The organism is Sphingopyxis sp. MG (genome assembly GCF_002953155.1).
Lineage (GTDB): Bacteria > Pseudomonadota > Alphaproteobacteria > Sphingomonadales > Sphingomonadaceae > Sphingopyxis > Sphingopyxis granuli.
This window is the reverse complement of record NZ_CP026381.1, coordinates 1,732,659-1,747,147: the sequence shown is the minus strand read 5'-3', so window position 1 is coordinate 1,747,147 and position 14,489 is coordinate 1,732,659. Positions and strand designations below refer to the sequence as shown.

Below are 14,489 nucleotides of genomic sequence, written 5' to 3'. Positions count from 1 at the left end.
GACATGATTCAGCTCATCGCCTTCTATCTCTTCGCAACCGTCACCATCGCCGCGGCCGCGATGGTGATCCTCGCGCGCAACCCGGTCCACAGCGTCATGTGGCTGATCCTCGCCTTCTTCAACGCGGCAGGACTGATGCTGCTCGCGGGGGCCGAGTTCATCGCGATGCTGCTCGTCATCGTCTATGTCGGCGCGGTCGCGGTGCTGTTCCTGTTCGTCGTGATGATGCTCGACATCGATTTCGCCGAACTGCGCGCCGGTTTCGTGCGCTATCTGCCGCTGGGCGCGCTCGTCGCGATCATCCTCGCCGCCGAACTGGTCTTTGCCGTCGGGGCATGGAGCGCGGGCGGGATCGACCTCGCCAATCGCGCCGCGCCGATCGCAAGCGATACAAGCAATATCCAGCAGATCGGCGAACTGCTCTACACGCGCTACATCTTCCTGTTCGAGGCGGCGGGCCTGATCCTGCTCGTCGCGATGGTCGGCGCGATCGCGCTGACGCATCGCCGGCGCGGCGGCACGCGCAACCAGAACATCGCCGCGCAGAACCGCCGCCGCCCGTGGGAAGCGACGCGGCTGGTCGATCCGGGCGTCGGGCAGGGGATGGAACTGTGATTTCGGTCGGCCATTATCTTGCCGTTTCGGCGGTGCTGTTCACGCTCGGCGTGCTCGGCATCTTCATCAACCGCAAGAACATCATCGTCATCCTGATGGCGATCGAACTGATCCTGCTCGCGGTGAACATCAATCTCGTCGCGTTCAGCGCCGCGCTCGGCGATCTGGTCGGGCAGGTCTTCGCGATGTTCGTGCTGACCGTCGCCGCGGGCGAAGCCGCGATCGGGCTCGCGATCATCGTCATCTATTTCCGCGGCCGCGGCACCATTGCCGTCGACGATGCCAACCGGATGAAGGGGTAAGCCGGTGATCCAGGCTATCGTTTTCCTGCCGCTGCTCGCGGCTCTCGTCGCAGGGCTGGGCCAGCGCGTGATCGGCAATGTGCCGTCGAAAATCATCACGACGGGCGCGCTGTTCGCGAGCTGCGTGCTCAGCTGGCCGATCTTCCTCTCCTTCGTCGCGGGAACGGGCGAGGCGAGCGTGACGCCGGTGCTGCACTGGGTCCAGTCGGGCGCGCTCCAGTTCAACTGGGAATTGCGCGTCGACACGCTGACCGCGGTGATGCTGGTGGTGGTGACGACGGTGTCGGCGCTCGTCCATCTTTACAGCTGGGGCTATATGGCCGAGGACCCGGACCAGCCGCGCTTCTTCGCCTATCTGTCGCTGTTCACCTTCGCGATGCTGATGCTGGTGACCGCGAACAACCTCGTCCAGATGTTCTTCGGCTGGGAGGGCGTCGGTCTCGCCTCCTATCTGCTGATCGGCTTCTGGTACAAGAAGCCGAGCGCCAACGCCGCGGCGATCAAGGCGTTCGTCGTCAACCGCGTCGGCGACCTCGGTTTCATGCTCGGCATCTTCGGCACCTTCCTGGTGTTCGGCACCGTGTCGATCCCCGCGATCCTCGACGCCGCGCCGGGCATGGCGGGCACGACGATCGGTTTCCTCGGCATGCGGCTCGACACGATGACCGTGCTCTGCCTGCTGCTGTTCATCGGCGCGATGGGCAAGTCGGCGCAGCTCGGGCTGCACACTTGGCTTCCCGACGCGATGGAGGGCCCGACCCCGGTGTCGGCGCTGATCCACGCCGCGACGATGGTAACGGCGGGCGTGTTCATGGTGTGCCGCCTGTCGCCGATGTTCGAGGCGGCGCCGGTCGCGCTCGGCGTCGTGACCTTCGTCGGCGCCGCGACCTGCCTGTTCGCCGCGACGGTCGGCACGACGCAATGGGACATCAAGCGCGTCATCGCCTATTCGACCTGTTCGCAGCTCGGCTACATGTTCTTCGCGGCGGGCGTCGGTGCCTATGGCGCGGCGATGTTCCACCTGTTCACGCACGCCTTCTTCAAGGCGCTGCTGTTCCTGGGCGCGGGCAGCGTCATCCACGCGATGCACCATGAACAGGACATGCGCTATTACGGCGCGCTCCGTAAGCATATCCCGCTCACCTATTGGGCGATGATGGCGGGGACGCTGGCGATCACCGGCGTCGGGATCGCGGGCGTCGCGGGCTTCGCCGGCTTCTATTCGAAGGACGGCATCCTCGAGGCGGCCTTCGCGTCGGGCGGCGGTGGCGTCATCGCCTTCTGGGTCGGCATCTTCGCCGCGTTGCTCACCAGCTTCTATTCGTGGCGGCTCGTCTTCCTGACCTTTCACGGCAAGCCGCGCTGGGAGCAGAGCGAGCATATCCAGCACGCGGTGCACGACGATCATGGCTACGGCCACGACGATCACGCGCATCATCATGAAGCGCACGGCGACGGCACCGCGGGCTATCATCCGCACGAAAGCCCGCTGTCGATGCTGATCCCGCTGGTGGTGCTGTCGCTCGGCGCGGTGTTCGCCGGCATCCTCTTCCACCACCAGTTCATCTATCCGGAGGAAGGCGCGGCCTTCTGGAAGGGCAGCCTGTTCTTCGACGAGCATCTGATGCACGCCGCGCACGAGGTGCCGCTGTGGGTCAAGTGGATGCCGTTCACGGTCATGGCGATCGGCCTGTTCCTCGCGTGGAACAGCTATATCCGCGACACCAGCCTGCCGGAGAAGTTCGTCGCGCAGTTCAAGCTGCTGCACCGCTTCCTGTACAACAAATGGTATTTCGACGAGCTTTACGACATCCTGTTCGTGAAGCCCGCCTTCGCGATCGGCCGCTTCTTCTGGAAGCGGGGAGATGAGGGCACCATCGACCGCTTCGGTCCCGATGGCGCCGCGGCGCTCGTCGAGGGGGGCACGCGGCTCGCGGTCCGGCTGCAATCGGGTTATGTTTATGGATATGCGTTCGTGATGCTGCTCGGTCTTGTCGGCCTCGCCAGCTGGGCCATGGTGAATTTCCTGTGAGCGGGCTTCCCATCCTGTCGCTGATGCTGGCGATCCCCATGGTCGCCGCCATCCTCTGCCTGTTCCTGGAGGCGCGGCCTGCACGCCAGGTCGCGCTCGCGGCGACGCTGCTCGACTTCGCGCTCGCGGTGCTGATGTGGACGCAGTTCGACATCGGCGGCGCGCAGTGGCAGTTCGTCGAACGCGCCGACCTGTTCGGCCGCTTCCAGTGGGCGCTCGGCGTCGATGGCGTCGCGATGATGCTGGTCGTGCTCAGCGCTTTCCTGATGCCGCTGTGCATCCTCGCGAGCTGGGAATCGGTCAAGGAGCGCGTCGGGCTCTACATGGCGATGTTCCTGATCATGGAAGTGATCATGATCGGCGTCTTCGTGGCGCAGGACCTGCTGCTCTTCTACATCTTCTTCGAAGGCGTGCTGATCCCGATGTATCTGATCATCGGCATCTGGGGCGGAGCGAACCGCCGTTACGCGGCTTACAAATTCTTCCTCTACACGCTGCTCGGGTCGGTGCTGATGCTGCTCGCGATGATCGCGATGATCCGCGAGGCGGGGACGACCGAAATCCCGGTGCTGCTCAACTACGACTTCCCGCCGGAGATGCAGACCTGGCTGTGGCTCGCCTTCTTCGCCAGCATGGCGGTCAAGATGCCGATGTGGCCGGTTCACACCTGGTTGCCCGACGCGCACGTCCAGGCACCGACGGCGGGGTCGATGATCCTGGCGGGCGTGCTGCTGAAGATGGGCAGCTATGGCTTCCTGCGCTTCATGATGCCGATGTTCCCCGACGCCTCGGCACAGTTCATGTGGCTGATCTTCGGGCTGTCGATGGTCGCGGTGATCTACACCAGCCTCGTCGCGCTGGTGCAGAGCGACATGAAGAAGCTGATCGCCTATTCGTCGGTCGCGCACATGGCGATCGTCACCGCTGGCCTCTACGCCTTCAACCAGCAGGGGATCGAGGGCGCGCTGATCGTCATGCTCAGCCACGGCGTCGTGTCGGCCGCGCTCTTCTTCTGCGTCGGTGTCATCTATGACCGGCTGCACACGCGCGAGATCGACCGCTACGGCGGGCTTGCGGTGAACATGCCGGCCTATGCGCTGTTCTTCCTGCTGTTCACCATGGCGTCGATCGGCCTGCCGGGGACCAGCGGCTTCGTCGGCGAATTCCTGAGCCTTGCCGGCCTCTATGAGGCGTCGAGCTGGGCCGCGCTGGCGTGCACCACGGGCATCATCCTCGGCGCCGCCTATATGCTTTACCTCTACCGCCGCGTCGTGTTCGGCGAACTGACCAAGGACGATGTGAAGGCGATGCCCGACCTCAATCCGCGCGAATGGGCGATCTTCGTGCCGCTGGCCGCGGTGACGCTATGGATGGGCGTCTATCCCGAAAGCTTCCTCGCGCCGATGCGTGGTGACGTGACGACGGTGGTCGCGCGGCTGGCCCCGACCAAGCCCGCGGGCGACGCGCAGCTTGCCGCCGCCAAGCCGAAAGCCGCCGCAACGGGCGACGCACACCATGCGGGAGGCGTGCAATGACCGCCGATCTCGCTCTCATCTGGCCCGAGCTGATCCTGACGATCGGCGGGCTGGTCACGCTGCTGCTCGGTACGTTCGGCGGCGACCGCCGGGTCGGGCTCTACCAGCTTGCGTCGCTGCTGACGCTGGCTGCCGGCGCGGCTGCTGTGGTGGCGCTGTTCGGGACCCAGGCCTCGGTCTTTTCGGGAACCCTCGCGGTCGACGATTTCGGCGGTTTCGCCAAGCTGATCATCTATGCCGCGAGCTTCGTCTGCATCGCGATCGCGCCGCGCTATTTCGGCGAAGGCATGCGCGCCGAATATTCGGCGCTGATCGTCTTCGCGACGCTCGGCATGGGGATCATGGCCGCGTCGCGCGACCTGATGACGCTCTATATCGGGCTCGAACTCAACAGCCTCGGCTCCTATGTGCTCGCCAGCTTCATGCGCGGCGACGACCGGTCGAGCGAGGCGGGGCTCAAATATTTCGTCCTCGGCGCGCTGGCGTCGGGCTTCCTGCTGTTCGGCATCTCGCTGCTTTACGGCTTCTCGGGCACGACCGATTTCGCCGGCATCGCGCGCGCGATGGGCGACGGGATCAACATCGGGCTGCTGTTCGGTATCGTCTTCGTGATCGCGGGCCTCGCGTTCAAGATCAGCGCCGTGCCGTTCCACATGTGGACGCCCGACGTCTACGAAGGCGCGCCGACCCCGGTGACGACGCTGTTCGCCAGCGCACCCAAGGTGGCGGCGATGGCGCTGCTCGTGCGCGTCGTGATCGACGCGATGGGATCGGCCGGCCCGGCGCTCGCCGCGTGGCAGCAGATCATCATCTTCCTGTCGCTCGCTTCGATCATCCTCGGCGCGGTCGGCGCGATCGGGCAGAAGAATATCAAGCGCCTGCTTGCCTATTCGTCGATCAACAACGTCGGCTTCATGCTGATCGGCCTCGCCGCCGGGACGCAGCAGGGGGTCGAGGCGGTGCTGACCTATCTGCTCGTCTATGTCGTCACCACGATCGGGGCGTTCCTGTTCGTGATGCAGCTTCGCGACGCCGATGGGCGCATGGTGGAAAGCATTCCCGCCTACGCCGGCCTGTCGAAGCGCCAGCCGGGGCTCGCCGCGGCGATGGCGGTGTTCCTGTTCAGCCTCGCTGCGATCCCGCCGCTGTTCGGATTCTGGCCGAAGTATCTGGTGTTCGAGGCCGCGGTGAACGCCGGGCTCGTCCCGCTGGCGGTGGCCGGGGTGGTCGTGTCGGTGATCGGCGCCTTCTATTATATTGCGATCGTCAAGACGATGTTCTTCGACGACGAGGCCGATGCGGTGATCCGCAACGACGGATCGCGGATCGAGGGCGCGGTGATCGGCGTCAGCGCGCTGTGGCTGTCGGTGATCGGCTATCTGTTCATCCCGATGCTGGCGGTGGCCGCGGCGGGCGCCGCATCGGTGCTGTTCTGATCCCGCCGATCGAGCGGATCGCGCAGACAGGTTCGACCAATGCCGACCTGCTGGCGCGGCTGGCAGGCGGCGAGCATGTCGGCGAAGGCCATTGGCTGGTCGCCGATCGCCAGACCGCCGGACACGGGCGGCTCGGCCGGCCATGGGGCGACGGGCTCGGCAATTTCATGGGCTCGACCGTGGTGCGGCTGACCGCCGCCGATCCGCCGGCCTCGACGTTGGCGCTGGTCGCAGCGGTCGCGCTGGCGCGGGCCCTCGCGGCCTTTGCGCCGCAGATTCCGATCCAGGTCAAATGGCCGAACGACCTGCTCGTCGACGGCGCGAAATGTTCGGGAATCCTGCTCGAAAGGGCGGGCGATACCGTGGTGATCGGCATCGGCGTCAATCTGGCCGTCGCGCCCGATCTGCCGGATCGCCCGACCTTTTCCTTTGCAAGCCGCGGCGTCGCCATCGACCGCGACCGGTTTGCCGACGCGCTGGCGGTGGCGCTGATGGACGCGTTGTGGACGTGGCGACAGGAAGGCGTCCCCAGCATCGTGCGCGCCTGGCTGCCGCTCGGCCATCCGGTCGGAACGCCGCTCCATGTGTCGGAACAGGGCATCGACGGGACGTTCGACGGCCTCGCGCCCGACGGGGCGCTGCGCTTGCGCGGCGCGGACGGGACGGTCATGCTGATCCATGCGGGCGATGTCGAGCTTCGCCGCCCGGTCAGGGAAGGGGAGTAAGCGATGCTGCTCGCAATCGACGTCGGCAACACCAACGCCAAGTTCGCGCTGTACGACGGCGCGGCGGGGCAGCCGCTCGCGCGCTGGCGGATCGCGACCGACGACCGCCGCACCGCCGACGAATATATGGTCTGGCTCGACCAGTTGCTGCGCATCGAGGGGCGCGACCGGCGCGCCATCGACGCGGTCATCATCTCGACCGTCGTGCCGCGCGCGTTGCATAATCTGCGCCTGCTCGCGCAGAAATATTTCGGGGTCGAAGCGCTGATCGCCGGGCGCGATCCGGTGAGCTGGGGCATCGCGCTCAGAGTCGACGAGCCGCAATCGGTCGGGGCCGACCGCGCCTGCAATGCCATCGCGGCGCAGGCCATCGCACCGCGGCGGGACAAGCTGGTCGTCAGCTTCGGTACCGCGACCACCTTCGATCATATCGGGCCGGAGGGCGCCTATATGGGCGGAATCATCGCGCCCGGCGTCAACCTGTCGCTGGAGGCGCTGGTCGCCGCGGCGGCCAAGCTGCCGCGCATCGCGATCGAGGCGCCGGCCAGCGCCAGCGTCATCGGCCGCACGACCGAAAGCCAGATGCTGATCGGCGTCTATTGGGGCTATGTCGCGATGATCGAAGGCCTGATCGCGCGCATGAAGGCGGAGGTCGGCGCGCCGATGACCGTCATCGCGACCGGCGGACTCGCGCCGCTGTTCGAACAGCACGCGCATCTGTTCGACCATATCGAGCCCGACCTGACGCTGAACGGCCTGATGCACCTCTATCACCAGCGAGGACAGGACGCATGACGACCCCCGGCAAGGAACTGCTCTTCGTCGCGCTCGGCGGATCGGGCGAGATCGGCATGAACGCCAACCTTTATGGCTGCGACGGCAAGTGGATCATGCTCGACCTCGGCGTGACCTTCGGGTCGCACGATTATCCGGGTATCGACATCGTCATGCCCGATCTCGAATTCATCGAAGATCGCAAGGCCGACCTGCTCGGCATCGTGCTGACGCACGGGCACGAGGATCATATCGGCGCGCTTCCCTATCTCGCCGCCGACCTCGGCGTGCCGCTCTATGCCAATCGCTTCACCGCCGGACTGATCGCGCACAAGCTGGCCGAGGAGGGGCTGGAGAAGGAGGTCGAGATCCGCACCGTCGATCTCGACGCGCAATTCCGACTCGGCCCCTTCGGCATCCGCCTGATGCCCCTCGCGCATTCGATCCTCGAGATGAGCGCGGCGGTGATCGACACGCCCTACGGCCGCATCTTTCACACCGGCGACTGGAAGCTCGACGACGATCCGGTGCTCGGCACGCCGTCGAGCGCCGCCGCGCTGACCGCGGTCGGCGACGAGGGCGTCGACGTGCTCGTCTGCGATTCGACCAACGTCTTCAATGCGCAGGCGTCGGGAAGCGAAGGCGCGTTGCACGACGGCCTGCTCGAAGCGGTGGGTTCGGCGCGCGGCCGCGTCGTCGTCACGACCTTCGCGTCCAACGCCGCGCGACTCAAGACGCTGGGCGATGTCGCGCGGGCGACGGGGCGCAGCCTGTGCGTCGCGGGGCGCTCGCTCGACCGCATCCTCGGCGTCGCCCGGGCGGTCGGCTATCTCAAGGATTTCCCGCCCACCGTCGATTTCGACGAGGCGATGCGGCTGCCGCGCGACAAGCTGATGGTGGTCGCGACCGGCGGGCAGGGCGAGCCGCGCGCGGCGCTTGCGCGCATGGCGGGCGACGGTCATCAGATCAAGCTCGAAGCGGGCGACACGGTCGTCTTCTCCTCGAAGCAGATTCCGGGCAACGAGATCGCCATCGGGCGGATCATGAACCAGCTCGCGGCAAAGGACGTGCTGACCGTCACCGAGAAACAGGCGCATATCCATGTCAGCGGCCACCCCGGCCAGCCCGAACTCGCGGCGCTTTATGGCTGGCTGCGGCCGAAGCTGATCGTGCCGGTGCACGGCGAAATCCGCCATATGCACGAACAGGCGCGTTTCGCGCGCGAACGCGGCGTCCCCGATGCGCTGGTGCAGGAAAATGGCGACCTCGTGCGGCTCGCGCCGGGGCCGGCGCGGATCGTCGAGCGCGTGCGCGCGGGGCGGCTGATCCTCGACGGCGACGTGATCCTGCCCGCCGATGGCGAGACGATCAACGAACGGCGCAAGCTGGCGATCAACGGCCAGATTTCGGTCGCGGTCGTGTTCAACGGCGGGCGCTTCGCCGACAACCGCATCCATTATCGCGGCGTGCCGGTCGAGGATGAGCGCGACGCCTTCCTCGACGAAATGAACGACGCGGCCGAGCAGGCCGCGACCGGTCCGGCGCGAAGCCCGGATGCGCTCAGGGAAGCGATCCGCCTCGCCGTGCGCCGCGTAGCGACCGACTGGACCGGAAAGAAGCCGATCGTCGACGTGCTGGTCGTCGATCTGTGATGGGGAAGACGACGCGATGAAGTGGACCTCGGCCGTCGCCATTTATTTTCTGCTGTGGATCTTCAGCGCTTTCTTCGTGCTGCCGTTTCACGGGCGGCGGGCCGGTGACGACGCCGTGCCGCTGGTCAGGGGGCAGGAACCGGGTGCGCCGGCGCATTTCCGGCCGCTGCGCGTGCTGGCCCAGATGACGATGCTGAGCGCCGCCATCTTCCTCGCCTTCTACATCGCGTACAAGCAGGGCTGGGTCGATCCCGACGTGATCGCGGGCCGCGCCTGACGCGCCGCCCGCGAGGCGCTCCAGCGATCGGCAGACCGCTTTTCAATAAATAAAGTGAATATGCCGTGTCCCCGCGAAGGCGGGGACCCAGAGCGGCAAAACGCCAAACTTGGCTTTAGAGCGGCGTGCCATAAGCCTGCAACGCCCCTTATCCGTTCGTGTCGAGCGAAGTCGAGACACTCATCGGCCTTGCGCCACACAGATGGGTGTCTCGACTTCGCTCGACACGAACGGGACGACGGGTCAGATTTAAGGCTCGATGCTATAGCCGCTCTGGGCTCCCGCCTACGCGGGAGCACACGCTCTCTTCGAGCCGCGCCATTACCCAAACGACGCGAGTTCAGCCCCGTAGCCGGTCGATCGCCTGCGCGAGCGCGACATAAAGCTTGCCGATGTCGGACGAGAGCAAGGTGACGCTGATCGCCGACCCGTCGCGCGCGCCGAGCAGCAGGCGGAGCATCGCCTCGAAATCGTGGATGAACTGGTTCACCGCGGCGTGGAACCCGTCGTCATTCTGGTAAAGGCGCAGGATTTCCTTCGCTTCGCTATTCTCGACCAGCTTGACCGCGCGCCGGGCGAAGACGCCGCGGTCGCCCTTCAGATAGGCGTCCCAGGCCGTGTCGCTGACCTCGGTCGACAGGATCTTGGTGACGTCGATCGCGGTCGATTTCAGCGCCTCGGTCAGCACGCCGACCTGTTTGGCGAGCGAATCGCGGTCGGAGGCGGCAATCGCCTGTTCGGCCTCGACGGCGCGCTGCTCGACGCTGGCGCTGGTGTCCATGATCGTGATGAGCTGCCGCATCAGCCGGTCGGCGGCGCCGTTCGCCGCCGATACCGCGCGGGCCGAAGCCTCCTCGATCGCGGAGAGCTGTTGCATCACCTCGGTCTTGAATGCGGCATCGATTGCGCCCGTCGCGGTGGCAGTCATCGTTTCGCGGGCGCCGGCGACGAGCGCGTCGAGCGTCCGGCGCGCATCGGCGGCCGCGGCTTCGGCGGTGGTCCGCACCTCGTCGAGCGTTGCGGTCATCCGGGCGCCGCCCTGTTCGGCGAACGCGTCCGCGCCGGCGCGCAGCCGCGCGAGCGCATCGTCGGCTTCCGCCAGCACGGCGTTGATCCGTCCGGCGAGCGCTTCCTGGCTTTCGGCCTGGCTCGCCATCCGCTCCTCGGTGGTCGCGAGCGCCGACTGGACGGCGTTGACGTGCGACAGCGTCGACTGCGCCACCATTTCGGAGGCTTCGAGCATCGGGCGCATCTGCGCCAGCGTTGCCTGCGTCGTCTTGCCGTGCGCCCCTAGGCGGTCGAGGGCGTGCGGCAGCGTCTCGTCGAGTTCGCGCGTGACGGCGTCGAGCGCGAGCAGCAGCGATTCGGCATGCGCGATAAGCTGGTGCGCCGATCCGTTGCCGCTTTCGACCGTGGCCATGAAGGTCGCAAGCTGCCCCTTGGTGTCGTCGATCGCGCGGCCGATCACGCCCGTGCTGGCCGAGACGCTGATATCGAGCACCTCGAGCTGCTGGCCGATCTCGGTCACATGCGCCTTGACCCGCGCGGCCAGCGCCTCGCTGGCCTCGCCATGTGCGGCGAGCTGCGCGCCCATCGCATCGCCGGCGTCGCGGGCTGCCGAAAGGCGCTCGTCCATCTGCTGTCCGGCGGCGGCGAGCCTGTCGCGGAACCCGTCCCACGTCTCGGCCATCCGCGCGCCCATCGCGCCGACCGCCGTCTCGAGCGCCGTCTGCGCCGCCGCGCTTCCGTCGGTCATCCGGGCCAGGGCAGCGTCCTGCGCTTCGGTGACCTGCACCGACGCCAACAGCAGCTTCGCCTCGGTCTCTTTCGTTTGTGCCTGCAAGGCGCCGATCGTTTCGTGAAGGCTGGCGGCGGCCGCTTCACCGACCTGCGCCGCATGGGCGCTTTCCTCGCTCAGCGCGGCAAGCCGCGCTTCGAGGTTGGCGCCCTGCTGATGCGCGACGAGGCCGGCTTCGCGGAAATTCACCGCGAGCCGCTGCGCCACATCGTCGATTCGCGGCAGGCCCGCGAGCAGTCCGTCCATGCGCTGCATCGCGACATCGCCTGAACGGGCAAGCTGGTCGTGCGCATTGGCGATCACCGAGGCGTTGCTCGCCAGCCGGTCGCTGCTTTCGTGCAGCCGCGCGACGGTATCGAGTCCGAGCTGCTGCACGGTGCGCGCCTGATCCGAAAGCTGTTGCTGCGCGTCGGCAAGATGCCGGGCCAGCGCCTGCATCGAATCGTTGAGCGCCCGGTTTTCCTCGCGCAGCTCGGCCGCGACATGCGCGAAGCGCGCCTGTTCGGAGCGTCCCGAGCGAAGCCAGGCCATCCACAAGATGCCGAGCAGCGCCAGCGGCATCGCGATGGTGGCGATCAGCGCGGACCATTCGGTAAAAGCCGGCGCGCGCGCGAAACCATCGGTCGCGGCGGCCGCGGCGAAGATCGTCCAGCCGAGGCCTGTCGCCCACAGCAGCGCGGGGACGAAGCGGTCGCGCCGGCGCGCGCCGGATTCATGATCGGAGGTTTCGTCCATCGTCTCGCTGTCGATCAGCGCCGACCGGTCGAGCCAGTCGCGCTCGGCCGACGCTTCGTCCTGCGGCGTCGCCGCATCGGGCGCGGCGGCGGCGTCCGGCGCGGCCGGCGCTTCGGCGCCGCCTGCCGGATTTTCCGTGGAATCCCGCCACAACCCTACGATCTTCTTTTCCCCTGCCATCCCTCCATCTTAGCAGCAAATGGCGACCATGAAACGGAAACTTAACCATGGCATGACAGGGCTGTGGAATGTCGTTCGATAGCGGCCCCCTCGATCGGTACCTGATGGCCGCGGTCGGCGACGACGCGGCGATGATGATGGATCTGCGCCAGGCCTTCACCGGCAGCGCGCGCGACCTTGCCGACCTGATGCTCCGCGCCCGCTGCGACGCCAACTGGCACGTCGCCGCGTTGCGGCTCAAGGGGCTGGCGGCGACCTTCGGCATCGTTCCCCTGATCGAGCTCGCCGAAGAGGCAATGGCCGGCGTGCCTGGCGACCCCGCCGTGCTGCGGCGTATCCACGGCGCGATCGACGGCGTCGGCTGATCGGTGGACCGGGTTCAAACCCCGTTCAGCCGCCGTCCTCCACTGCAAATATCGATGCTGGCGTCTTGCCTTGGCAACGCAGGGGGTTTAGCCGCGTTATCGAACCGCGGCCTGCCCCCGCTACGCCCGGGATCATCGGCCAGGCAACCGATTCAGAGGAGAGATCTTGATGTTCAACCGTTTCCGCTCGATGCCCGCAACGGCGATCGCCGCTGTCCTGGGCTGCGCGCTGATGACGACCGCCCCCCTTCCTGCCGCGGCCAAGGAAAAGCCGAAGAAGGAGACGAAGGGGACCAGCATTTCCGCGAGCAAGGGCTTCACGCCGTCGGTCAAGAAGATGATGGATGCCGCCGCCGCCAAGGACGCCGCCGCGCTGCAGGCGGCGCTGACCGAGGGGCAGGGCACCGCATCGACGACCGAGGATCGCTATTGGCTGGCCTATTATCAATTGCAGCTCGGCATCCTGAACAAGGACCAGTCGCTCCAGCGGCAGGGGCTCGACGCGATGCTCGATTCGGGCATCACCCCGCCCGAGAGCCTTGCCGCCTATAATTTCTTCGCCGGCAACTTCGCCTATGGCGCAAAGGATTATCCGAAGGCCGTCCAGCGGCTCGAGGCCGCCCGCGCCGCGGGTTCGACCGAGCCGCAACTCGGCCTGCTGCTGATGGACAGCTATCTGAACGCCGGACAGGTCGATCAGGGCGTCGCGACCGCCAAGGCGACGATCGAGGCCGCCCGTGCCGCCGGACAGCAGCCGTCGGACGAGCTTTACGTGCGGCCGATCAAGGCGCTCCAGGCCGCGAAGCGCGACGCCGAGGCCAATGAGATGCTGGCGCTCCGCCTCCGCGACTATAGCGCGCCCGAGGTGTGGCGGCAGACGCTGTTCGTGCTGTTGCAGCAGCCGGGCATGACCAAGGATGTGACGCTCGACACGCTGCGCCTGATGCGCGCCAGCAAGGCGATGCTCCAGCGCGCCGAATATCTCGAATATACGGCGCTGGCGACCGAAGCGGCGCTTCCGGGCGAGGTCGTCTCGCTGATCAAGGAGGGCCGGGCGAGCAAGGTGATCCCGACCCCCGACGCCAATTTCGACGAGGCCTTCAAGGCCCAGAAGGACCGGATCGGCGACGAGGAATCGACCCTCGCGGCCTATGCGCAGAAGCCGTCGACGCTGTCCAACCCGAAGGTGGCGGGCGCCACCGGCGATGCGATGGTCGGCTACGGCCGCTATGCCGAGGCGATCCCGCTCTACAAGGCGGCGCTCAACGGCGGCGACAAGGATCTGTGGACCTATCGCCTGGGCGTCGCGCAGGCCCTGTCGGGCGACACGGCGGGCGCACAGGCGACCTTCGCGCAGGTTGCCGGCTCGCGCAAGCCGCTCGCCAACCTGTGGCTGATCAAGCTGGGCAACGGCGCGGCCCCGGCCGCGGCTCCTGCCACCGGCGACTGAGTCGCGATTCGCGAATGAAATGAAAAGGGCGCCAACCTCGCAGTTGGCGCCCTTTCTCTTATCCGGACCGATCAGTCCTGCGGTCAGGTATCGACCGGGATGCCCGCCAGCTGCTTCGCGGTGCGAATCGTCAGCGACGTCTTGACGCTCGTCACGTTTGGCGCCGACGTCAGGTGCGCGGTGAGGAACGACTGGAAGCTCTGAAGGTCGCGCGCGACGACCTTGAGCAGGAAGTCGATTTCACCGTTGAGCATATAGCATTCGCGGACCTCGGCGAGCTGGCCGACATAGTCCTCGAACGCCTTCAAATCGGCCTCGGCCTGGCTACGCAGGCTGACCATCGCAAAGACGGTGATGCCATAGCCGAGCTTCGCGGGATCGAGGTCGGCGTGATAGGATCGGATGACCCCCGCTTCCTCGAGCGCACGGACGCGGCGCAGGCAGGGCGGGGCCGTGAGCCCCACCATCTGCGCCAACTCGACATTCGTCATCCGCCCATTTTTCTGCAGTTCACCGAGAATTTGCAGATCGATCTGATCGAACTTCTGGATCGCCATCTTGTAACTTCCGCTTTCCAAGCTTGCGGTGACCATAATATTATTTCAGCCGAATG

General features: G+C 66.6%; 13 protein-coding genes. 11 read left to right on the top strand and 2 right to left on the bottom strand.

Going from position 1 to position 14,489, the window contains the following annotated elements:
• Positions 1-3 precede the first annotated feature (3 nt).
• Genes C3E99_RS08070 through C3E99_RS08030 form a run of 9 tightly spaced genes read left to right on the top strand, consistent with a single transcriptional unit; the run spans position 4 to position 9,348 of the window.
• Positions 4-615 (top strand): NADH-quinone oxidoreductase subunit J, encoded by a 612-nt coding sequence (locus tag C3E99_RS08070; protein ID WP_067112172.1) that lies wholly within the window; start codon positions 4-6, stop codon positions 613-615.
• Positions 612-917, top strand: coding sequence for an NADH-quinone oxidoreductase subunit NuoK (nuoK, locus tag C3E99_RS08065; protein WP_067106636.1), 306 nt, complete (start codon positions 612-614; stop codon positions 915-917). Before C3E99_RS08070 ends, nuoK begins: the two co-directional genes overlap by 4 nt.
• Before the next feature lie 4 nt (positions 918-921).
• Complete coding sequence (nuoL, locus tag C3E99_RS08060) at positions 922-2,949, top strand: NADH-quinone oxidoreductase subunit L (protein ID WP_076075306.1); 2,028 nt, start codon at positions 922-924, stop codon at positions 2,947-2,949.
• Positions 2,946-4,484: an NADH-quinone oxidoreductase subunit M gene (locus tag C3E99_RS08055; RefSeq protein ID WP_076075307.1), complete on the top strand. Its 1,539-nt coding sequence runs from the start codon at positions 2,946-2,948 to the stop codon at positions 4,482-4,484. Before nuoL ends, C3E99_RS08055 begins: the two co-directional genes overlap by 4 nt.
• Complete coding sequence (gene nuoN / locus C3E99_RS08050; RefSeq protein WP_104959668.1) at positions 4,481-5,920, top strand: NADH-quinone oxidoreductase subunit NuoN; 1,440 nt, start codon at positions 4,481-4,483, stop codon at positions 5,918-5,920. The genes C3E99_RS08055 and nuoN overlap by 4 nt, the downstream gene beginning before the upstream one ends.
• Positions 5,842-6,645, top strand: coding sequence for a biotin--[acetyl-CoA-carboxylase] ligase (locus tag C3E99_RS08045; protein WP_083675083.1), 804 nt, complete (start codon positions 5,842-5,844; stop codon positions 6,643-6,645). Before nuoN ends, C3E99_RS08045 begins: the two co-directional genes overlap by 79 nt.
• A 3-nt stretch (positions 6,646-6,648) precedes the next feature.
• Positions 6,649-7,440: a type III pantothenate kinase gene (locus C3E99_RS08040; RefSeq protein ID WP_076075310.1), complete on the top strand. Its 792-nt coding sequence runs from the start codon at positions 6,649-6,651 to the stop codon at positions 7,438-7,440.
• Entirely contained in the window at positions 7,437-9,071 is a 1,635-nt protein-coding gene (locus C3E99_RS08035) for a ribonuclease J (protein ID WP_076075312.1), read from the top strand. Before C3E99_RS08040 ends, C3E99_RS08035 begins: the two co-directional genes overlap by 4 nt.
• A 16-nt stretch (positions 9,072-9,087) precedes the next feature.
• Positions 9,088-9,348 carry a DUF1467 family protein gene (locus tag C3E99_RS08030; protein WP_076075313.1) on the top strand — a complete coding sequence of 87 codons (261 nt, stop codon included), beginning with the start codon at positions 9,088-9,090 and terminating at the stop codon, positions 9,346-9,348.
• Between the two features lie 340 nt (positions 9,349-9,688).
• Here C3E99_RS08030 and C3E99_RS08025 read toward each other — a convergent pair whose 3' ends face one another.
• Entirely contained in the window at positions 9,689-12,061 is a 2,373-nt protein-coding gene (locus C3E99_RS08025) for a hypothetical protein (protein WP_076075315.1), read from the bottom strand.
• Positions 12,062-12,129: 68 nt separating this feature from the next.
• Between C3E99_RS08025 and C3E99_RS08020 the strand changes: the two genes are divergently transcribed.
• Together C3E99_RS08020 and C3E99_RS08015 are read left to right on the top strand one after the other, a co-directional pair.
• Positions 12,130-12,426, top strand: coding sequence for an Hpt domain-containing protein (locus C3E99_RS08020; protein ID WP_076075317.1), 297 nt, complete (start codon positions 12,130-12,132; stop codon positions 12,424-12,426).
• Positions 12,427-12,595: 169 nt separating this feature from the next.
• Positions 12,596-13,876 carry a hypothetical protein gene (locus C3E99_RS08015; RefSeq protein ID WP_076075319.1) on the top strand — a complete coding sequence of 427 codons (1,281 nt, stop codon included), beginning with the start codon at positions 12,596-12,598 and terminating at the stop codon, positions 13,874-13,876.
• Positions 13,877-13,959: 83 nt separating this feature from the next.
• Here the strand turns inward: C3E99_RS08015 and C3E99_RS08010 are convergent, their stop codons facing one another.
• Positions 13,960-14,433: an Lrp/AsnC family transcriptional regulator gene (locus C3E99_RS08010; RefSeq protein ID WP_104959667.1), complete on the bottom strand. Its 474-nt coding sequence runs from the start codon at positions 14,431-14,433 to the stop codon at positions 13,960-13,962.
• Between the last annotated feature and the right edge of the window lie 56 nt (positions 14,434-14,489).